Raw genomic sequence first — 21,916 nt, 5'->3', positions numbered from 1 at the left:
CTATTCTCCTTTTCCTTTTGCCAATACCTGCTGGTAAATTTGCTCGAGTTGCTTCATCACCAAAGTACGCTCGTATTTCTGCAGATATTCACGACGACAATTCTCTTGAATCTCTAATTTCTTTGTAGCATCTAAATTGACCCATTCCGCTAATCGCTGAATAATGTCGGTGTGATGGTGTGGGTCAAAAAGTAGACCTGTATACAAAGGTACAACCATTTCTGTTAATATTCCAATATTGCTTGCCAGCACCGGTACGCCGGCAGAGTATGCCTCCAATACTGACAGGGGCATGGCTTCATAACAGACAGAAGGGACAACGAGTGCTGTTGCGCCCGCCAGATGTCGACTGATGGCTTCGCGCGACTGAAAGCCCATGTAATGTATATTTTCCGAATGATTACAAATCTGTTCTACCTCATGTTGTAGTGGGCCGGTGCCAAAGATCTTCAACGGATGGTTTGTCGCTTTCCACGCATGTAGCAGAGGGAGTATACCTTTCTCTTCTGATAAGCGACCGATGTAAATAAAGGATCCATCATCAACGATACTATCCGGGTCTATTTGCGCCACAAAATTTGGCTTCACAATAAACTTCTCCGTCGGAACCGGGAAACTCGACTCGGCAAATATTCTTTTCGCAAAATCTGAAAGCACAATGTACTGATCAATAGCATCAAAAGTTCCTCGATTGCGATGAATCCAATAGGTCATTGCTGTCCAGAAGGTTTTGACGTAGGAATTTTCCAATACTTTCTTTTTCACAGCATCCCAAGGGAACTTTGCCTTGATGGACTCCAGGTAGATATTGCCGTCATGAAATAATGTTGCCGACGGACAGATCAAACGGAAGTTATGCAGCGTCATAAGCATAGGAATGCCCAATTTCTTCAAATGCAGAATAAACAGCGGGCCCAATGCATAATGTATATTGTGGATGTGGATAATATCAGGTTTAAATTCCTCCACTTTCGAACGGATGCGCTTGGTTTCTTTCCAATTACAAGGGTAAGTTAAGTACTGCAGATAGCCTTTCAGTCCTTTGACGTTCTTTACGGAATACAGCTCTACTTCATGCTCTTTCAGGAGGATATCCATTTCTTGTCGCATGACGAAATCTTCGCCCCCAATATGTTGGTATTGATTATGAATGATGAGAATCCGCATAAATAGATTGTGAATTTTCGCAAGTTACATAGACTGACCTGAAATTCAAAAGTCCAAATGGACGTTTCCCTTCAAAAATCCTTATCTTCGCCTAATTAAAAGATTATGTTCGAAACGCATCCCTATAGCACACTAGTTAGTCAATATCTACAAGAACGCAGTTTTCCACAGACCCCTGCATATCTCTATGATCCCATTCGGTATATCCTTTCGCTTTCCGGAAAGCGTATTCGCCCGATGTTGGCATTGATGGGAGCACGTTTGTTTGGAAAAGAAAACTTAGAAGAAGTATTACCTGCGAGCTGTGCGATAGAATATTTCCATAACTTCTCCCTAATTCATGATGATATTATGGACAAGGCACCTTTGCGAAGAGGAGAGCCGACGGTGCATATGCAATGGAATGATAATGTAGCCATACTTTCTGGCGATGCCCTTTTGGTGAAGGCTTATGAAGAGCTAGCACGTTGTCCGGACGAGAAGATACCTGCATTGCTTCGTATATTTAATCAGGTGGCCTTAGAAGTCTGCGAAGGACAGCAGCTAGATATGGATTTCGAAAACATGGAGGCTGTGGCAGAGCAGGATTATTTGAATATGATCAAGCTCAAAACATCTGTTTTGCTTGGCGGTGCTTTGAAAATGGGCGCTATCCTTTCTGACGCGACGGAAGAGCAGCAGCAATTGATCTATGATTTCGGAGTGAACTTAGGAATTGCTTTCCAACTGCAGGACGATTTTCTGGACGTATATGGTGATCCTTCAAGTTTTGGTAAGCAAGTAGGGGGAGATATCCTTTGCGATAAGAAGACCATCCTACGCATCCGGACACAGCAATTAGCCCAAGGCGAGGACAGAGAAGAATTGAATAAATTACTTTTTCCTAACCAACTTAGTGACGAAGAAAAGATCACACGAATGAAAAAGTTATACAGTAGCCTCGCTGTCGATGAATATACAAATCAGCTAAAGGAAGAATATATGCAATTGGCATACAATCAATTAAGTGCTATTGATGTTCCCGAGGCAAATAAAGCAGAGCTTTTTGCGTTAGCAGATATGCTGATGAACCGTGTTAAGTAATTATGAATTTTGCAAGCTTTTTGCTATTTTGGTAATTAAAATAATACATAGCGAAAGAGGATTTTAGCACATGGAGCCTTTAAAAATAACAATATTTCAAGCCTATCTTTTTTGGGAAAACGTCGATAAAAACTTGCAGAACCTTTCTTTGCGCCTATCGGCATTAAGAGAAAAGACAGACTTGATCATCCTGCCAGAAATGTTCAACACAGGCTTCACGACCAACGTCGAGAAGTGTGCTGAAACCATGTCGGGCAAAACAATGCACTGGCTTTATGAAACTTCCAAGAAGTTCGACTGTGTAATTGCCGGAACCCTTATTATCGAGGAAGAAGGTAAATATTTTAACCGCTTTATCTGGATGTCGCCAGATGGTAGCTATGTGCATTACGACAAGCGCCACTTGTTCAGCATGGCAAACGAAGATAAAGTATTCACCGCGGGACAATCCCGCGTCATATTGCCATTGAAAGGATGGAAGATCTGCCCGATGATCTGCTATGACCTAAGATTCCCGATCTGGTCGAGAAATCAAAACGGAGCCTACGACTTATTGGTCTATACCGCAAGCTGGCCTGATAAACGATCGCAGCATTGGCGCGCATTAATACCTGCACGTGCCATTGAAAACCAAGCTTTTGTTATTGGTGTCAATCGTGTGGGACATGATGGTAATGAAGTTTATTATTCTGGTGGTTCGATGTGTATCAATCCTAATGGCGATGTCGTGTATTATAAGCCGGAGGATGAGGACTTATATACATTCACCATCTATCCAAAAGATCTGGAGGAAAACAGAGATCGCTTTCCATTCCTCGATGATCAGGATCAGTTCAAAATTCTTTAGTAATACTAGTCTTTATAAGGGCGTTCTAAGATTGCCTGTTGAATAATCGCACGTCTTAGATCAAAATCAACCGATGCATGAGGCTGCTCTTCAGCAAGCACCAATTGTTGCTGCTGTTGCTTTTGCCTTTGTTTCATTTGGCGAGCTAATCGCTGTTGGTGGGCTAGTTCTACCTCGTCTATTTCCACAACTTCCGGTTGATAAACTGGTATATTTGGAATTTCTTCACGTCTTCTTTCTACAGGAATTGCGATGGGTCTAGCTTCCTGTTGCTTGCGCGCAGACTTCATAGGCTGTGGCTGCGGGCTAGGAGTAGGAGGCTGCATTTGCTTCATCCGCTCTTGCATGCGCTTCCTCGATTTTTCCATTTCCTCCTTATAGTTTTCATAAATCTTATATAAGATTCCGCCAACTACAAGTAGTATTGTTAAAATAGTCTCCATAGCCTTAAAGTTAATTATTTTTTCAATCAATTCCGCTTTGTAACATTTTTATTTGCATTTCTCTTATTTTATCTCTTAATTGCACAAACAACTGTTAACCTTATTAGCCAAATTATTATAATGGATGTAGCAAACATGTACCAAGACGAATTCTACTCGTTCTTGACCGGTCGGGTTTCCACCGCAATAGGACGTCGTCTACAGCGTAATTTTAAACAAATAGGTTTAAATATTACCGCCGAGCAATGGAGTATCCTGTATTTCTTGTGGGATTCAGAGGGATTAAGCCAGCAAGATCTTGCACGTCTAACCTTTCGCGACAAACCGAGTATTTCACGCTTGATTTCCAATCTGGAGAAACAGAAATTACTAGTTCGTGTAAGCGGATCGGGGGACCGCAGAACAAATCAGATTTACTTAACTGCACAAGGCCATCGAATTAAAGATAAGTGTATGGCACAAGCAGAAAAAACTATCTCAGAAGCTATGGAGGGTGTCGATAGAGATTCTATGCGACAAGCTCAGCAGATTCTGGAGATAGTTTTTAATAACCTTAAATAAGGTTTATGTTATTTATTTAGTCAAACACTTCCGGAGCGAAATCGCTTCGGTTGTTGACTAATTTTCCTGTATTCTTGAAATAAATATCCTGGAAGCTTAATGTATTCTGGCTGTCCACCTTACGGAAAAATTTATCCGCAGATACATCTTCCAAGGTTTTGAAACCACATGCTTCCATGATCTCTACCGTTGCACGCAAGGTATTTCTATGGAACTGAGCCACACGAACATACTTATCCTGTACATCCAATCCTTTATATAAGTGTGGCTGTTGCGTCGCAACACCTACCGGACATACGTCTTCATTACATTTCAACGCTTGAATACAACCTAGCGCGAACATCATTCCACGCGCGCTGTAACAAGCATCAGCTCCTAACGCAATAACTTTCAAGATATCGAATCCTGTAACGATACGGCTAGACACGATAATTTTGATATGTTTTTTCAATCCGTAGTTGATTAGTGTCGTTGTCACGAAAGCTAAAGCATCGTATAACGGCATACCTAAGTTGTCCGTGAACTCTAGCGGAGCAGCACCCGTACCACCTTCAGAACCATCAACCGAGATAAAGTCTGGCATAATCTGCGTCTCTTGCATCGCATGGCAGATATCTAAAAATTCATTCTTATCACCGATACATAATTTGAAACCTACCGGCTTGCCATCAGATAGTTCACGCAATTGCTGGATGAAATGCATCATCTCCACTGGCGTGCGGAATGCGCTGTGCGCAGGAGGCGACATCACGTCTGTTCCAGGAACAACGTGACGAATTGCCGCAACTTCAGGCGTGTTCTTAGCCGCAGGAAGGATACCTCCATGACCTGGCTTAGCACCTTGCGATAGTTTCAACTCGATCATCTTTACATATGGTCTTGTCGATTTCTCACGGTAAAGCTCTGGCGAAAAGAAACCATTCTCATCACGACATCCGAAATAACCGGTACCCACTTGCCAAATCAAATCACCACCGCTGATATGGTACTGGCTGATACCACCTTCACCCGTATTATGTGCGAAGTTCTGCAAGGCAGCACCCTTATTCAAAGCCGTGATAGCGGTACGGCTCAAAGCGCCGTAACTCATCGCCGAGATATTGAATACACTTAAGCTGTAAGGTTGTTTACACTGGCTGTTTCCGACCAATGTACGAAGATTATGATCTTCGATGTGCACCGGGAAAATACTGTGTGCCGCCCATTCGTTACCCACCGCTTGCGGATCGGATTGCATACCGAATGCTACGGTTTCACGTTGATTTTTTGCGCGCTGATAAACTAGCGAACGCTGGCGACGGTTGAAAGGACGTCCGTCCGTATCAGACTCCCAGAAGTATTGTCTCAACTCTGGGCGGATAGATTCGAAAAAATATCTGAAATAACCTACTAATGGATAATTACGAAGAATCGCGTGACTTGTTTGGAAACTATGATATAACGCAATAATCAAAAGAGGGAAAGGGATTAATAGTAACCAGAACCATCTCGGCGTGAAAATCAAACCGAAAGAAATGATGATTAAGTTAATAAGGATGATCGTCCCTAAAATTAGTTTTCTAACCTGCATGATAGATTTATTATATGATCAAAAGCTTTTTTTCAATTCCAGATTAATGCCGCTATAAATGTGCCACATTGAATAGCTAATCAATCGTGTGACTTTAAGTTGCAAAATTAGCAAGTTAAACGAGTATTCAGAAGAATTTGATGTACAAGTTAAAGATTTAGCGATTTTCTAAATTTTAATTGTCTTTCATCCTCTTTTTTTAATAAGGCTGGTTATTTGTTGGTAAATAGATTGCCATTCAGGATTGTCACTAATAAACTGTAAATGCTTATTTATCGTCCCATCGTCATTTCTGATTGCCGGTCCTGTCTGAACATCCTTAGGAATACGATTTTGTACTTTTTCTGCCGTTTCCAGGATGATGGGACGCAATAGATCAAACGATAAATTCTTCTGCGCTAGCAGCTCATACGCCATCTGGTATAAGGCGTTACTAAAGTTGTTGACCAGCACCGCACCGAGGTGAATCGCCAACCGTTGCTCGCTGGAGCAAGCAAAAACATGAGTTGATAATTCAGAAAATAAGCGCTGTAACAAAGTCTCATCTTCTGCAGTATTCGCTTCTATGCCGAAGGGGATTTTAGCGAAATCAATGGCAACTGTCTTCGAAAAACTTTGGATAGGGTAGGCGACGCCGAACCGGTTAAATTTGGATAATACTTGCAAGTCGGTTGCACCGGAACAGTGTATGATCAATCCTGTTAAATTGCCAGGGATTTGCTCAACTACCGAAGGAATCGCCGCATCGCTGACCGCCACGATATAAAGCTCAGCCGTTAGATCGAGCTCCTTAAGGTCGCTGATAGCCTGGCTGGAAAGCGAATTAGCCAATGCTTGCGCATTGGCTAATGTATGACTATAAATCTGCGTAATGCGATGTCCTAATGCAGCAAGGACTTTTCCCCAAGTGCTGGCGATATTACCGCTGCCGATTAAAACAATATTCATTAGCTGGTTTTTGCTTTACTAATTTTAGAATCCTTCAATCTTCTGTAGATGGCCATACAAAATCCGATGGTCATCACGATTGTGCCACACCAGAAGAAATTGATATAAGGGAATTTGATCGCTTTGAATACCACCCATTTCTTTTCTGGAAGAGGCTTTTGGTAAGCAATCAATTCTAGTTTGTTCTTATCCGGCATAATGTTCGAGAAACGGAAGCGAAGGCCTTGTTCCGGAACATCTTTATGGAAGTCCATCGTATTGCCTCCTTTGATCATGAAGATTGGCTCTGCCTTGAATTCTTTACCATCAGAAGCTACCACGCGAATTTGCATACCCACGAGCACATCACCCTCTTCTTTCGGAATATTCGAAATTGTCGCATTTTTATTGATGGCATCGATGATATAATAACCGTTTCTGTAGCGTAGTGTATCGCCTATATTAACTTCATAAGTTGCCGGTTCTTCATATTCATCAAAGCTTGAACGTTCAGAAGCATCCTCCTCTTGATTCACGGCCGCTTGGGAATCCGAAGCTGCTGCAGTAATCAAGGTGTAAATATCATGTGTCAGGAAGTGTTTTGTACCTGGCGTGCCGATCAATCCACCCATCTGTGGGTTGTTTTGTGCGAAAGGCATCAAGACGAAAGATTCCTTCACGGCACCTGTCTCTTCATCGATGCGCTCGTAATTGATCTTGTAGAATACGTTCGGAGCAGCCACTGAGTCACCGACATAGGTAATCTTATATTCGCCCATTTGCACCGGCTCGCCTTCTGTCAAAAACAAGTTCTCGCCCGGTTTTTCGACTTGGTCGAATCCCGCCACAGCGATATAATTGCTGCTATTTACCGAGATAACCTCATTGGTAGCCGCCGCAATTAAAGCGCCGATTAACAATAATCCGAAACCAATATGCGATACAGCTGATCCTGCTAAACGCCATTTGCCTTTGAACGAATCTGCTAATATTTGCAGGTTTGCTAAGATCGCAAACACGGAACTGAACGTAATCAGGATGTACATGATATTTCCGTAGACTTTCGTGAAGTACACGATTAAAGCAGAAAGTACCAATGCGATAATAAACGATGCTAGGGTAGAAGCCCAGAATTTCTTAGCATCTGAACGCTTGTATTTCAAGAACTGTGTAAATGCAGTTAAGGTCATTACCACAACGGCGAATGCGCCCTGCCATTTATTGTAATGCGGGATTGGATCGATTGGCGGAGCTACCTTAGTGCCGAACAACGCATTGAATACCGGAATGGAAGTCGTCGCAATCATTTGCACACAGGCTACCGTAAGTACCAATGCACCAATAAATAACCAAAACTCGCGGGAGTAAATATCTTCTTCCTTCTGTGTAGAAGGCATTTCTTTCTTTCTAACCACGAGGGCAACAATCATAATGACCAAGAAGGTCAGATTGAAGAGGATTAGCTGTCCGGACATCCCTAAACTCGTAAACGAGTGAACAGATGTTTCACCTAAAATGCCGCTACGCGTTAAATAAGAAGCATAGATGACCAATACAAAACTGATTAAGCATAAGAATGCTGAAGTGAAGTAGGCGTGTCCCGTATTTTTGAAAGCGACCATCACGTGCACAGCAGCGATCAAAGTCAGCCAAGGAATAATCGATACGTTTTCCACCGGGTCCCAAGCCCAGAAGCCACCGAAATTCAACGCTTCATATGCCCAGAATGAACCCATAATAATACCCGCTCCCAAAATCATGACAGCAAATAATGCCCAAGGTAATCCCGGGTTAATCCAATCTTTATAGCGTTTCAACCAAAGACCAGATGCTGCGTAAGCAAATGGAACAATCATGGAAGCAAAGCCTAAGAATAGGGTAGGTGGGTGGATAACCATCCAATAATTCTGTAATAGAGGGTTCAAGCCTCTACCATCAGGTATCATGGATAAGTAATTTGCATTTTTTAAGAAAGGGAAGTTCAATGCATCGCGCAACAGGATAAAAGGTGAGCTACCGATACGGGAGCCAAAAACTTCTACCCCGAGGAGCATGGATGCCAAGAATACCTGACATAGCATGACAAAAGTCATCACCGGACTTTCCCAGGATTTTGCCTTAAAGACCAATACAGTCCCTAAAACGGCTTGCCAAAACATCCATAACCAAAAACTACCTTCCTGTCCTTCCCAGAATGCGGAAATGATATAGTGTGTCGGAAGTTTCGTGGATGAATGCGCATAGGCATAATGATATTCAAAAAGGTGGTTATAGATAATATAAAAAAGTGTACCACCAATAACGGCAATAGACAACGCATTTAACCAGAAACCAATGCGGCCCATGGTTCTCCACGATGTCACATCGGGATTTTTACTAGCAAAAAAATAAGAAATGAAAGAAAATAATGCCGCACCAAAGGAAAGTACAACAAAGAATTGTCCTATTTGGCCTGGCAACAGGTTTTCTCCAACGTAATTTACGTCCATAAGGAATTAAAAATGTATTTTAAATTAAAGGGCTGCGGAAGATGTTTCAATCACTTCCATTTGATCTTGATTGTATTTCGAAGGACATTTCATCAAAATCTTACTCGCGTGGAAGGTGTTGCCTTCCATTTTTCCGGTCAATACAATTTGCTCAGAACGTTCGATGTCCTGAGGCTTTGATCCGTTGAATACAACCTCACATTCCGTGCTGTCATTATCATACATGTAGAATGAAAAATGGTTAGCATCGGTTACAGGATCGTAGTGTAAAGCCTTTTCTTTATTTAAAACCCCTACAACATACAGCTCAGTGTTTTTTTCTTTCGCCTCAGTGAACGTAGAATAGGTACTTGAATCTGTATAGATCACAAGAATCATCGCAATCGCAATAGCGATAATACCAATTAAAATGATCGAACTTTTCTTCATCTTATCTTAATATAATTCTAATCAATTACAAAAATACGAATTACAACGCACTGCAATGAATTTAACAAATATTTGAAGTTATTTAGAATTGTTCTAATTTACTGTGCTATCACTATGCAAGCACTTGTAAGTTAATGTGTTGACTCAAAATTTAAGTAAAGTTTAGCATTGTAAAATGATGATTGCAATTGATTGACCTAGATAGCGCGGTTTTATGATTAAATTTCCACTTTAAATTTTACCTTTAAATCGGATATCTTCCTTACCGGGAAACATCCTTATTAATAATTATTACCCGTTGCTATGAACATTAAGAAGTTATTGTTCCAGAATAAGAATTTTAAACCCTGGTATTATCTGAAGGCTGAATTACGAGAGAAGTTTGCTGCAAATTTGGTTCACAAGAGAGATTTGCTGCTGCAGTGTTTATCGCGTTATGATGCGGCAGAGATCCAACAGCGCGTAGATTATTATAATAAATTATCCGGACCTGCAGCTTTGTTGAACGGGCGAGTCCGCATTGCCGATTACCATCGTCCTAATCATCTTAAAGTGTACTATTACGACAGCAAGGAATACCTTCGTTATTTCGAAGGAGATTTAGAGTTTCAATTGCTGCCGGGGGATGTGGTGGAAGTTCCAGCGTCTCCCAGCATTGTCAAAAGCCGTCCGATTGCAGGAGATAACGCAAATTCAGTCTTGCTGAACCTCGACAAGGTCAGACATTTTAATTTTATTAAAGACCATGTTCCTTTTCGGCACAAATTGAATAAACTTATTGGTCGTGCAGCGGTGCAGCAGGAACATCGCAAAGCTTTCTACCAGCTTTATTTCGATCATCCGCTATGTGATTTAGGCGATATCATGAAAGGAAGTAAATGGGAGAAACCAAAAATTTCCATTACCGAACATTTAAAATATAAGTTTATCCTTGCTATAGAAGGGAACGATGTGGCGACCAACCTCAAGTGGATCATGTCATCCAGTTCAATCGCTGTAATGCCTAAGCCGAGATACGAAACTTGGTTTATGGAAGGAACGCTGATTCCGAATGTCCATTATATCGAGATCAAAGCCGACTATAGCGACTTGGAAGAACGCTTAAACTATTATATTGAGCAGCCGGAAAAAGCGGAGGAAATTGTCCGCAACGCGAATGCTTACTGCCAGAAGTTTCAGGATCAAACTAAGGAAGATCTGATTGCAGTGATGGTATTAGCGAAGTATTTTGAAGCGACTAACTTGTCTGACGTTTAAGCTTCAGCGCTTTCCGCCTCAAATTTTTCTCCAGAGAACCGTGTTACCAACATGGCCGCCACCGTATCAGCTGTTGCATTTAAAACCGTCGCCAACGGATCGACCAAGGCTCCAATAATCAGAATGGAAGGGACCGCTTCATTCGGGATACCGTAGATTGATATCATTAGCATCTCGCCGATAAATCCACCGTTGGGAATTCCGCCCGCAACCATGGATACCAATACGGTGATTCCAACTGCCGTAATGAGTGTCGTGGGTTCAAAGAAATCCCACTGTAGAATAGAGAACGCGACATAAATCTTCAAAATGGAAGAAATTGCAGAGCCATTCTTATAGAGTGTATTTCCTAGCGGAATGACGATACTGGCGATGTTATGTGGAATACCTATTCTTTTCGCCGCCAACAAGTTAGCCGGGAGGGTCGCGAGGCTCGAACAGGTGCTCAGTGCGGTCAGCGATGGTGCGATATTATGCTTCCAGAATAAAGGAATACCTGATGGACCTTTTGCGATAAACGCATACAGGCTGAAGAATACGAGAAAGAAAATCAATCCGAACACATAATAAAAGCCCAAAGGCTTCGCATAGAATCCAAAAAGCTCTGGTCCTAAAGTTTTCACTTGAAAGGCGAAATATGCGCCAAGACCTATCGGTCCTGCTTTCATGATCAAGGTTAATAGATTTTCCATCACCTTATTACCTGCATTAAGAAATTGGGTAAACTGTTTTCCCATGTCGCCAGAGCGACGGGTGGCTACTCCAACCAGCAAAGAAAATATAACAAAGGCTAGGATGCTCTTACGAGACAATAGATTGGCAAACTCATCGACCGACAGGAAACGAACAATACGATCGCCCCAAGTATCCTCAGGATTGCTTGGAAGGGCATCTGTCAGAGCATTGCTATCCTGTAGCGCGGTAACCGGGAATGCCCAAAGCCCAAAGATTGTCGCTACGGCGGCAATCACGATGGTCGAGATAAACACCACGGTCATGATGCTGATTGTTTTCCCCAGCGTTTTGCTGTCCTCAATATTGGCGATCGAAGAAGAAATAGCGAAAAATAATAGCGGAATGACCGATACAAAGAGCAGGTTTAGAAAGATATCTCCAACGGGTTTTAACACATCAACGGCCGAAGGGTAAAATATGCCAATTAAGCTACCGATCGTGATACCAACGAGCAGCCAAATGATGCTTCCATAGTTTTCTAGAACCTTGTTCATTTAAATATTCTTTGAGAAAAGCTAAAATAGTTGTTTTTATTTTAGATTTGCCAAAAATACGTAATGGAATTTGTAAAAACAGACGATGGCTCCAAAACGCTTTACCAAGCGGAGGTCGGTGAACACTATCACTCTAAACATGGCGCACATCAGGAAAGTATACATGTTTTCTTAAACACCGGATTACGCTTCTTCCTCGAAAAGGAACAGACAACCCAAGCATCTATTTTGGAAGTCGGCTTCGGCACGGGACTAAATTTCTTATTAACAGCAGATTATTGTCAGAAATCGGCGATTACGTTGGACTATTGCGGTATCGAAGCTTACCCCTTGCCCCTGAATGTAATCAACCAATCTGAATACAACCAATACATTGACGCCCCACTGTGGGATGCTTTTCTTAACAATTATGAGGCTGCGTTAAGTAGCAAAAAAAATATTCTCCCCCATATCGATTTGCGAATTGCGCATCAGAAATTAATGGATTTCCATCCAGATCAGCTTTTTGATGTGCTCTACTTCGATGCCTTTGCTGAAATCCACCAACCCGAGATGTGGACCGTCGAAGCATTAGCGCATGTCTGTCAATTTCTAAAACCCGGCGGCGTATTTGTTACTTACGCTATTACCGGTAACCTAAAAAGAGCGATGAAGTCTATCGGTTTCAGTATTGAAAAAGCTCCCGGTGCGCCTGGAAAACGCGAAATGCTAAGGGCAGTAAAGAATGGAATTTAGACATGAGATTTTAGACCTAAGATGTAAGACACAGGGTATCTTATAGAAAGACTGCTGTCTCGTACCTGACACTCACAATTTAAAGGCGAATCATACCCATATTTAAACCATTTCAAACCCGTTCCGAAAGGGTTATACATTGGGTTTACATTGGGTTTGTATTGGGTTTATAAGGGGAGTGAGTGGTAGGAGTTTAGTAGTTGTTGTATTTGTAGTTAGTATTTGTTGTATTAGTAGTTAGTATTTAGTAGTTAGTATTTAGACCTATGGTGGGCTATTGGCGTGCTAGTTTTGGGGAAAGGAAAGGTTGTTTTGAACCAAGAAAGGAAGGATTTTAGGATTATCAGGGTCGGGTGTTTTATCTTTGAACCAAGAAAAAAGGATTTAAGGATTATCAGGATCGGGCGAAAAAAAGGGGAAAGGTTGTCTTGAACCAGGAAAAAAAGGATGAAAGGATAAGCAGGATCCTGTTAATCCTTGCATCCTTTTTTTTCTGGTTCAAGACAAAACACCCTGCCAATCCTTACACCCATCCTTTTATCCTTCCTTTCCCCAAAACTAGCACGCCAACAGCCCGCTATAGGTCTAACTACTAAGTACTAAGTACTAACTACTAAAAAAAAGAGTTGCCCCAAAAGGGCAACTCTTTTTTTTATAACTTTTCTAATTACTTAGTGAGCTTCATTTCCATCGATGCCATGTGCATGGCCGTGCGATAACTCTTCAGCCGTTGCTGGGCGGGAAGCGATTACTTCGATGTCGAAGTTTAATTTTTTACCAGCCATTGGGTGGTTCAAGTCCGCAACTACCGTTTCTGGTGTTACTTCGATCACTACCGCGCGGAATTGGTTTCCTTGGTTATCTTGCAAAGGGATTACTTCACCAACAGGAGGAAGTCCAACTTCTTGGAACATTTCCGCTGGTAATTGTGCGATTGCTTTATCGTCACGCTCACCGTAAGCGTCATTTGGTTCTAATTCGAATGATGTTTTATCACCTGCGTTTAATCCAGCGATGTTTTCCTCAAATTTAGGAAGCATCATGCCTACACCATATAAAAATGTTAACGGATTGTCCGATGTTGTTTGCTCTACAAAGGTTTTTTCTCCATTTTCTTCAATTGTATGAAGAACGTAATTCAACGTTACTACGTTGTTGTTTTCTACTGCCATTGTACTTAGTTTATGGGGTACTAGCCCTGTTTATTATTTATTAATTCTATTATCTGGGCAATCGACGTTTGTGGAAGACTGCATGTTTTATTCTGGCAAAGGTATGCTTTTGATTCCATACCCGCTTTATGTTCTAACAAGGGGAGACTGCTTTTTGTTCCACCTAATGTTACTTTATTTGGAATATAATACTGGTCTAATTCCTTGCGCCACTGAGGAGCATCGGCTCCGGTAAGCGCTATTTCCCAAATTCCGTAGTGCAGTTCCAGTAATTGAATGGCCCAGTTTGAATAGGCTGACCCATATGATTTAATGTGCGGAAATACATTTGCGAAAACCTGATCGGCTATTAGCGTATATTGTTCCTCATCGAACAAGATGCCTAACTTATACAATTGGCGTACCATTGTCGATACCGAACCCGGAATGACATTATCCATGATTTCACTTTTTCTGGCAATGAGTTCTTCCGCATGGGAGGAGGTGTAGAAAAATGTGCGTTCGTCTTTATCGTAGAAAATGTTAACTGCTTGTTCTGTAAGTGTTTTTGCGCGGTTAATCCAGGTTTCATCAAAGGTCGCTTCATATAAACTATGGAAAGCTTCAATGCTAAATGCATAATCATCTAGGAATCCCGGAATACTTCGGTTGATGTCAGCCGGTTGGTGCAGTAGTATGTCATTTTCCTGACATTTTGTCCATATAAAGTCCGCTGTTTGTTTCGCTAGGTTCAAGTAATGATCATTTCCAAAGCTGCGGTAGGCATCAACAAGCCCTTTGATCATTAATGCATTCCAGGTGACGAGCTGTTTATGGTCTAAACCTGGTCGCACTCTTTGCTCGCGATAATTCAGCAGGGTCTCTTTGATGGATTTTAGCTCTTCCTCCCATTCTTCTTCGCTATAGCCAGCCTCTGCGATTAGTCGACTGTCTTCCGAGCTAAGGTAAGGAATGTTGGTTTGTTCTTCGGTCCAGTTTCCGCTTTTACTGATATGGAAGTAATTTCTTGCTAGATCTGCACGCTCAGCTAGCACATCAAACTCGTCGTAGTCGAAACTGTAGAATTTGCCTTCGACGCCTTCGCTATCGGCATCCAATGCGCTATAAAACCCTCCATTGGGATCAAGCATTTCGCGTTCCGCCCAAGCGATGGTTTCTTCTACGACACGCTTATAAAGCGTCGTAGGCTTTTGTTGGTATGCTTCGCTATATAAACTAAGTAATTGACCATTATCATACAGCATCTTTTCGAAATGGGGGATATGCCAGCGATTATCGACAGAATAACGAGCAAAGCCACCTCCAATTTGGTCGTAGATTCCTCCATTAGCTATTTTTTCTAAGGTGAAATGTACATGATCCAATAGGGGCTGATCCTTGCTTAATGTACCATATCGGAGGAGGAACAACCAGTTATTTGGGAGAGGAAACTTGGGTGTGCGGCGATAACCGCCTTCATTTTGATCGAAGGTTTCGATCCAAGGTTCCACTATATCCAATAAGTCTTTCTTGGTATAGGTTTCTGGTATTTGCTGTATAGGGAGTTTCTCTGCTTGTTGTATCCCTTTGGTTAAGCGGTTGGCGTAATCAAGGGCTACTTCGGGGGTTTCTTCCCACATTTTAGCAATTTGTAGGAGTACATTTTGCCAGTCCTGGGGTTTAAAGTAAGTGCCGCCATAAATGGGGCGCCCATCAGGCAAACAGATACAGTTCAGTGGCCAGCCGCCGGAATTGGTCATCAGTTGGACGGCAATCATATAGATTTGATCAATATCCGGTCGTTCTTCGCGGTCGACTTTTATAGACACGAAAAACTTGTTCATGGTTTGTGCGATGGCATCGTTTTCAAAACTCTCGCGTTCCATCACATGACACCAATGGCATGCTGAATAGCCAACACTAATGATAATGAGTTTGTTTTCTTCCTTTGCCTTGTTTAAAGCTTCTTCGCCCCAAGGATACCATTGTACCGGGTTGTGGGCATGTTGTTGTAGGTAAGGGGAGTTCTCGTTCTGAAGTTTGTTTGCCATAGAATACGAAGGTAGAGAATATTACTGAATTGTGTTCAGTAGGGTTGCTGTACCTCCTGCAAGCTCGGAAAAGTTGAAATTGTCAGGTAAGCTGAGGGTCGCGACGTTGGAAGTCGCTAATTCTACCTCCGCATGGCTGAGGTAATTTGTTAAATTAGAGAGCCCTGGATTATGTCCGAATACCAGTAGATTTTCTACATTGTTTGGCACATTGTTTATGATGCGTAGGATGTCAATAAAGTGCGCCTCGTAAATTTCTCTGGTTTCTAAAATGTCCGTTAAAGGATAGCCTAGTATTTCACAAAAGATATCCGCTGTTTGCTTTGCGCGATTGGCGGAAGAGCTGATCACGAGGGTATTGTTATTGATTTTTAGCTGGGTCGCAAGCTCGTTGGCAATTCTTATTGCTCTTTCTTTTCCTTTGGAGATAATATTGCGGTTATAGTCGTTTTTCAAAAGTCCATGATCCTCGGCTTTTGCATGACGTATGAGATAGAGTGTTTTCATACCTAGTGTAATTCGCTGTTAAATGACTAGCTAATTTAAGGTTTTCTTGATTAAATTTCTGTTTATAAATTGTTAATATTGAGGGAGATTCCACCTTTCGCTATCAATAGTTCATAACTCCTTAATTTTGCCGTAATTTACAAGCTATTTTTTTTATTTAAAATTGAATTTATATCGTGCTATTGATGTTTTTCATGCCGTTTATGGCTGCTGGAAAAATGTTTAAAAATTGTGTAGAAGGCTGTTATGTTATGAAAGGAATTTACGTTATTTACACGAAATTGTTTGTTAGGATTAATATGCTGTTTAATAGAACCGTGCTGCATTTTGCGGCATATAGTTTACTCTTTTTTTTCACAGCCTGTGCTCGAGGAGAAATGGAGTTATATCCAGAAGAAATACCAGAAAAGGTAGGGAGGAAGGATTTCACGACGGATTTGCAAGTGGATATTTTTCCGCAACAGGTCAATATTGATATGATGGCCAATGCGAACTATCCGAAACATATAAAGCCTGAGTTTATCAAGAATATTGGCTTTGGTAACAGTAGTTACTGTCATCCGGATGTACAATATTTTCCGGATGGTTTTCAAGGTTATAAATATTGGATGGTGTTTACCCCATATTTTGGTGCTATCGGAGGCGATCAGCTTTCTAAGCGATATGAGAATCCTACCGTAGTTGTATCAAACGATGGCTTAAACTGGGTTGAACCTTCGGGCATCCTTAACCCTATTCAGGCCTGTCCGAGCTACAAGGAGAGTTTCCGGGAGATGGAGGGTGAGCAGATTCAAGGATTCTGGTCGGATGTGGATTGGATGTTCGAAGACGGTGTATTTCAGCTCTATTATCGGGGAAGCTTTTTGTCAGCAAAAGCATTGGCTGCACGAGGCGCGAAGAGCCAGAATAACCGCTCGAAATTGATCAAGGACGTGCGCAGAACGATCGTTCGCCAGACATCACGGGATGGCATACATTGGGATCCTTTAGAAACCGTCATGTATTCTGATATACCATATTCGCCGAAAAATAGTCATATGCTGTCACCTTCTTTTTTGAAAGTCGGGAAAGGCTATGTTAGTTACGAGGTGGAACTGAATTCAGGAAAGAAACATTTTAAGCGCGATAAACCCTCCTTTGTGATACAGCGGAGATCGGAAAACGGACTTGATTTCAGTCGTTTTTCAAACAGTAAAATTGTAAATTTTCTCAATGAACCGTGGATTCGACAGAACCGGGATAATGGTCCTTGGCATTTACAGGCGACTTATGTCAACGGTTATTATTTTCTCTGTATCGCTGTGGGCGATGTCAAGAAATACACGGCTGATCAGTTATATCTCGCCTTTTCGAATGATGGGCTGAATTTTTATGTTTTTCCAAAACCAATCATTACCGAGGATGCTTACCGATCGGCTATATTTCCGAAGACTGTGGATGAGAAGACTGTACATTTTGGAGCAGTCTTGGGATACAAGACTGGTGTTTTCAGGTATGCAGAGATGAGCGTACAATGGTCTCAAATGCAAGACCTGATTGATAATAAGATGAGTAATTAACCATTTGATTAAGCATTAGGCAATACCTCAAGAGGAAAGAAATTAAATGAAAATAGTATTTGTGCAACATAGCTCCTTTTTGAATGGGAACGGTGGAACAGAGAAGATCTGTGTTTTTTTGGCCAACGGTTTTTCGAAGTTAGGGCATGAAGTGATCATTGCAGCTAGTCAGGCTGAAGGGGGCGGATCTGTTTTTCCTTTGGAAAAAAACGTTGATCTAAAGAATATTTATGATGAAAATGTCGATCAGATCAACCTATTGCCGCTGGTCAATTATAGAGGTGCCAATCCGTTCAAATGGATAATTGGTAAAATAAAGAAGAAGTACGCCAAGGCGTACAACAAATCCCAGTACAGGAAATTTAAGGACGGTGAAGCCGGTCTTTATCGTCATAATTTAAAGAATCGGGCTTTGCACTGGGAAAAGTTTCTCAAAGAGCTAAATCCTGATGTGATTGTGACCATGTCTATTAGTTCTCATCTGGAGATTACATATGGAACACAACTCAACATACCCATCGTCAATTCAGTTAACGGAAGACCAGATTATGACTTTACGGATGTTATAGGATATCGTCCAGCTTACGAGATGGAATGTCTTACGGAATCATTTAAAAAATTAGATGGTATTCAAGTTTTATTTGATAGTTATCATCAGTTTTTACCGGAGACATTCGGAGGAATAGCAAAAACCATTGCTAACCCTTTGCCGCGTTATCGTAAAGAGGATCTGCCGAATCATTTGGCGACAAAGAAAGAATATGTTATAATGAATTTGGCGAGACTGGATAACGAATGCAAACAGCAGAGTTTGGCGATCGAAGCATTTTCGAAGGTCGCTGATCGCTTTCCGAATTGGCGCTTAGAGTTTTGGGGTACCGGAAGGGACGAGAATCTTTTGCAAGGTCTTATCGAGTCACTGCAGTTAGCTGATCGTGTTTTTCTGAAAGGTTTCCATCCGAATCCTGAAGAGATTTTGCGTACAGCGGATATTTTTATTTTCCCCAGCAAATATGAAGGATTCGGTTTAGCACTAGGGGAGGCAATGGCAATGGGAATACCCAGCTTAGGACTAGCTAGCTGCTCGGGTGTTAATGAATTAATAAAACATGGGGAAACGGGTTTTTTGGCGGAAGATAAGGAGTCTCTGATTGACTACATGAGCATTTTGATGGAGGATGCAGAGAAGCGAGCGCTTATGGGCGCGAAGGGGCACGAGTTTAGTAAAGCCTTCGATAGTGAAGTCATCTTCCAGAAATGGAATGGGCTATTGTTGGAGGTTGTGGATCAAAACAATAAGATAACGCAGTAAATAGCAAAAATTTTCGCCTTGCATCCTCGCGTTTTTATCTAAAGAAAGTTGTGACCATAGCTGCTTATAAAAAAGGGAACCAATTTATCTAGAAGAAGGAAAAAGTCGTTTTTAGAAGGCTCTCAGGCCTTAAATGCCGATGTATTTTCTAAATTTGCAGTAGCGTTTTCTTAACAATTTGCGTTATAATATAGTATAAGATTGAAAAAGAGTCGAATATCAATTTTATATTGATAGTAAAAAGATAGCTGATTTGACGAAAGAAAAAACAATGATTTCGATTATAATTCCTGTTTTTAACCGGGAAGCTTTTATTCAATATGCTATTGAAAGCGTTTTACGTCAAAGTATGCAGTTCTTCGAGCTCATCGTGATCGATGATGGAAGTACCGATCGCTCTGCAGAAATAATTAAGCATTTTGTTAAGAACGATTCTCGGGTCCATTACTATTACCAACCAAATTCCGGCGTTTCTGTTGCCAGGAACCATGGGCTCGCTAAAGCACAGGGAGACTATGTTTATTTCCTCGATTCGGATGATTTTCTTGATGAAAGCTTTATAAAAACATCATTTGACGCAGCTGAAGAAGCAGAGGCTGATTTAGTGGTTGTAGGTTCTGGCTATGAGTCGCGACTTCCATCACCTATGGCGCTGCCAACCTGCGCACAATTTTGGAAGCATGATTTCTTGAAAAAGAATAGGGATATTCAATTTCCGGTTGGAATACAACCGGGGGAGGATGGATTGTTTTCACATTTCCTATTGACGAAAACCGACCGAATTGCATTTAATGGACAAGGGATTTACCATTATCGCAGTCATGAAGGGCAGAATCATCGAAAAGCTGCCGATGACGGTGATCGAACAATTGAGGTGATAAAAAAATGGTTTGAATTGTTGAGGACATTCTACGAGAAAGAATCGTTTTTTAGTACGAAGAGTCTTCATTTGGCTCAATTCGTAGCGCATGAACCTTTTGAATACCGGTACTTAAGAACCGCGTTGAGCGATGAGCAAAAGCAAACGCTAATGGATCTTATACAGAATTTTTTTAAGCAGCATATTCAGCCTTATTTAGGGTTGAATGATTTCAATAAATTGGGAGAACCTTTTAGGTATTTCCTACAATCGTCGAGTTATGTTGATTTTGATACGTTTTACGGCGATTGGAAGATAAGGAGGACAAAACAGCTAAAAAGGAATTTGTTTTTACTCAAGTTTATTCCAGTGAAGTCCTACAGAAAGCGAATGCGGGCGCAATTTAGGGAAGAGTTTTCCTTGTTGCAATCATAATAGAACATCTATCGAGATGGATGTGATTGCCCTTAAGAATAGAGATGCGTATTGATAGATTAGTTGATGGTGGATAAGTTTCCAAGTTACAAAATGACAAAAAAGAGAACCAAAGTACTTTATTATATGGCTGAGAATCCTTTTTGGAGCAAAGCCGGCAATTTGACGCGTTGCCTACAAATGCTGCAGTACTTTCAAAGTAGAAGTGCGGATTTAGACGTTAGTTTTGTATCTAGTATTAATTGGAACAAAGACGACGAAGAGCGATTTCGTGAAACCTTTACATCGATAAATTTGCTTATAGAGCCGTTTAAGTCTTCTAAGTCGAATAGAATAAAATACTTTTTGACGGATAAGCTTCCTTGGATGCTGAAAAGATTGTTCACTAATCCTAGGGTTAACCGAGTATCGCCAAGTTTTAAATCTCGGTTTCAAAAGATTGTAAAAGATCATGGATTTGATCATTTAGTAATCAGCTATGTCGAATTCGGAGAGTTGGTTGTTGGATTAGAAAATGTGAATAAAATAGTGGATACCCATGATTTTTTCACGCTTCAAAAAATTCAGAAAAGCGAGGGGAAGAAGGTCAACAATGTTCAGCATATTTTTGCTGAAGAGATGGAATTATTGAAGTCGTTTGATGAAATATGGACCTACTCGATTGAGGAACAATATATCTTTAATCAATTCACGGAACAGTACGTCGATTTAATACCTTTGTCCTTTCCGAAACCAATACGTAATAGAGATCACTCGGATTACGATCTAGTTTATGTTGCGAGTGATAATCCTCATAATTTGAAGAGTATTAGTTGGTTTATTCAAGAGGTTTTGCCGAAGATTAAAGGGACGAAAGTCCATGTTTTTGGTAAAATATGTCGAGCGATTCCTGACTGCGAGCAAATTGTGAAGCACGGGCTTGTCGATGATCTCGACGCGGTTTACAAAAGGTCGAAGGTCGCTATCTGCCCGATGTTAACAGGTACAGGGATAAAAGTAAAGGTTTTAGAAGCGCTTTCCTATGGCATTCCGGTCGTGACGACTCGAAGAGGAGTTGACGGTTTGATGAATAAGATTAATAATGGATGTATTTGGGTTGACAGTCCGGAAGATTTCGCTGCTGAAATTCGAGCATTATTACAAGATAAAACGCATTACGACAAAGTCAGTATAGAAGCAACGCAATTTTTCGATTCGTTTTATTTACAGGAAAACGAATGGAAGATGTTCGACCGGAAATTTATTAATTGAGTTAAACAGATAGTACATTTTGAGAATAGTAGTTGTAAATATGGAGTTCATTTC

19 protein-coding genes are annotated in these 21,916 nt (G+C 41.2%); 9 read left to right on the top strand and 10 right to left on the bottom strand.

Features of this window, described 5'->3' with window-relative positions:
- Entirely contained in the window at positions 1-1,167 is a 1,167-nt protein-coding gene (locus QYC40_RS14615; RefSeq protein ID WP_301990854.1) for a glycosyltransferase family 4 protein, read from the bottom strand.
- A 105-nt stretch (positions 1,168-1,272) separates the two neighbouring features.
- On the opposite strand from QYC40_RS14615, the gene QYC40_RS14610 reads away from it, so the two are divergent.
- Both QYC40_RS14610 and QYC40_RS14605 read left to right on the top strand, forming a co-directional pair.
- Positions 1,273-2,250, top strand: a complete 978-nt coding sequence (locus tag QYC40_RS14610) for a polyprenyl synthetase family protein (RefSeq protein ID WP_301990853.1) — start codon at positions 1,273-1,275, stop codon at positions 2,248-2,250.
- Positions 2,251-2,320: 70 nt separating this feature from the next.
- The gene (locus QYC40_RS14605; protein WP_301990852.1) at positions 2,321-3,097 is read left to right on the top strand and encodes an amidohydrolase; all 777 of its coding nucleotides are present in this window, start codon (positions 2,321-2,323) and stop codon (positions 3,095-3,097) included.
- Positions 3,098-3,102: 5 nt separating this feature from the next.
- On the opposite strand, the gene QYC40_RS14600 is transcribed toward QYC40_RS14605, so the two are convergent.
- Complete coding sequence (locus QYC40_RS14600) at positions 3,103-3,540, bottom strand: hypothetical protein (protein ID WP_301990851.1); 438 nt, start codon at positions 3,538-3,540, stop codon at positions 3,103-3,105.
- 120 nt (positions 3,541-3,660) lie between these two features.
- On the opposite strand from QYC40_RS14600, the gene QYC40_RS14595 reads away from it, so the two are divergent.
- Positions 3,661-4,101 (top strand): MarR family winged helix-turn-helix transcriptional regulator, encoded by a 441-nt coding sequence (locus tag QYC40_RS14595; protein WP_149524982.1) that lies wholly within the window; start codon positions 3,661-3,663, stop codon positions 4,099-4,101.
- Between the two features lie 16 nt (positions 4,102-4,117).
- Here QYC40_RS14595 and QYC40_RS14590 read toward each other — a convergent pair whose 3' ends face one another.
- The 4 genes from QYC40_RS14590 to QYC40_RS14575 form a co-directional block, all read right to left on the bottom strand.
- On the bottom strand, positions 4,118-5,671 hold the full coding sequence (locus QYC40_RS14590; protein WP_301990850.1) for an FMN-binding glutamate synthase family protein: 1,554 nt from the start codon (positions 5,669-5,671) through the stop codon (positions 4,118-4,120).
- A 186-nt stretch (positions 5,672-5,857) separates the two neighbouring features.
- Positions 5,858-6,619, bottom strand: a complete 762-nt coding sequence (locus QYC40_RS14585; RefSeq protein ID WP_301990849.1) for a Rossmann-like and DUF2520 domain-containing protein — start codon at positions 6,617-6,619, stop codon at positions 5,858-5,860.
- Positions 6,619-9,087 (bottom strand): heme lyase CcmF/NrfE family subunit, encoded by a 2,469-nt coding sequence (gene ccsA, locus QYC40_RS14580; RefSeq protein WP_301990848.1) that lies wholly within the window; start codon positions 9,085-9,087, stop codon positions 6,619-6,621. The genes QYC40_RS14585 and ccsA overlap by 1 nt, the downstream gene beginning before the upstream one ends.
- Before the next feature lie 24 nt (positions 9,088-9,111).
- Positions 9,112-9,516, bottom strand: a complete 405-nt coding sequence (locus tag QYC40_RS14575; RefSeq protein ID WP_301990847.1) for a cytochrome c maturation protein CcmE — start codon at positions 9,514-9,516, stop codon at positions 9,112-9,114.
- A 303-nt stretch (positions 9,517-9,819) separates the two neighbouring features.
- Here QYC40_RS14575 and QYC40_RS14570 point away from each other — a divergent pair, with 303 nt between their 5' ends.
- Complete coding sequence (locus tag QYC40_RS14570; RefSeq protein WP_301990846.1) at positions 9,820-10,773, top strand: glycosyl transferase family 90; 954 nt, start codon at positions 9,820-9,822, stop codon at positions 10,771-10,773.
- Here the strand turns inward: QYC40_RS14570 and QYC40_RS14565 are convergent.
- Positions 10,770-12,002: a dicarboxylate/amino acid:cation symporter gene (locus tag QYC40_RS14565; RefSeq protein WP_301990845.1), complete on the bottom strand. Its 1,233-nt coding sequence runs from the start codon at positions 12,000-12,002 to the stop codon at positions 10,770-10,772. The two genes, QYC40_RS14570 and QYC40_RS14565, sit on opposite strands and share 4 nt — an antisense overlap.
- Positions 12,003-12,065: 63 nt before the next feature.
- Here QYC40_RS14565 and mnmD point away from each other — a divergent pair, with 63 nt between their 5' ends.
- Positions 12,066-12,737, top strand: coding sequence for a tRNA (5-methylaminomethyl-2-thiouridine)(34)-methyltransferase MnmD (gene mnmD / locus QYC40_RS14560; RefSeq protein ID WP_301990844.1), 672 nt, complete (start codon positions 12,066-12,068; stop codon positions 12,735-12,737).
- A 671-nt stretch (positions 12,738-13,408) separates the two neighbouring features.
- On the opposite strand, the gene QYC40_RS14555 is transcribed toward mnmD, so the two are convergent.
- The 3 genes from QYC40_RS14555 to QYC40_RS14545 are packed head-to-tail and all read right to left on the bottom strand — an operon-like array spanning position 13,409 to position 16,446.
- Positions 13,409-13,909, bottom strand: a complete 501-nt coding sequence (locus tag QYC40_RS14555) for a peptidylprolyl isomerase (RefSeq protein ID WP_260042603.1) — start codon at positions 13,907-13,909, stop codon at positions 13,409-13,411.
- Positions 13,910-13,929: 20 nt separating this feature from the next.
- Positions 13,930-15,939, bottom strand: coding sequence for a thioredoxin domain-containing protein (locus QYC40_RS14550; RefSeq protein ID WP_301990843.1), 2,010 nt, complete (start codon positions 15,937-15,939; stop codon positions 13,930-13,932).
- 21 nt (positions 15,940-15,960) lie between these two features.
- The gene (locus tag QYC40_RS14545; RefSeq protein ID WP_301990842.1) at positions 15,961-16,446 is read right to left on the bottom strand and encodes a histidine phosphatase family protein; all 486 of its coding nucleotides are present in this window, start codon (positions 16,444-16,446) and stop codon (positions 15,961-15,963) included.
- 299 nt (positions 16,447-16,745) lie between these two features.
- On the opposite strand from QYC40_RS14545, the gene QYC40_RS14540 reads away from it, so the two are divergent.
- The 4 genes from QYC40_RS14540 to QYC40_RS14525 all read left to right on the top strand — a co-directional run bounded on the left by QYC40_RS14540 (position 16,746) and on the right by QYC40_RS14525 (position 21,862).
- Positions 16,746-18,005, top strand: a complete 1,260-nt coding sequence (locus QYC40_RS14540; protein ID WP_301990841.1) for a hypothetical protein — start codon at positions 16,746-16,748, stop codon at positions 18,003-18,005.
- A 46-nt stretch (positions 18,006-18,051) separates the two neighbouring features.
- Complete coding sequence (locus QYC40_RS14535; RefSeq protein ID WP_301990840.1) at positions 18,052-19,317, top strand: glycosyltransferase; 1,266 nt, start codon at positions 18,052-18,054, stop codon at positions 19,315-19,317.
- A gap of 271 nt (positions 19,318-19,588) precedes the next feature.
- Complete coding sequence (locus QYC40_RS14530; RefSeq protein WP_301990839.1) at positions 19,589-20,611, top strand: glycosyltransferase family 2 protein; 1,023 nt, start codon at positions 19,589-19,591, stop codon at positions 20,609-20,611.
- A gap of 93 nt (positions 20,612-20,704) precedes the next feature.
- On the top strand, positions 20,705-21,862 hold the full coding sequence (locus QYC40_RS14525) for a glycosyltransferase (protein WP_301990838.1): 1,158 nt from the start codon (positions 20,705-20,707) through the stop codon (positions 21,860-21,862).
- Positions 21,863-21,916: the final 54 nt, after the last annotated feature.

This window comes from Sphingobacterium sp. BN32, assembly GCF_030503615.1.
Lineage (GTDB): Bacteria > Bacteroidota > Bacteroidia > Sphingobacteriales > Sphingobacteriaceae > Sphingobacterium.
The sequence above is the reverse complement of the archived record's forward strand: the minus strand, read 5'-3'. Positions and strand labels throughout refer to the sequence as shown.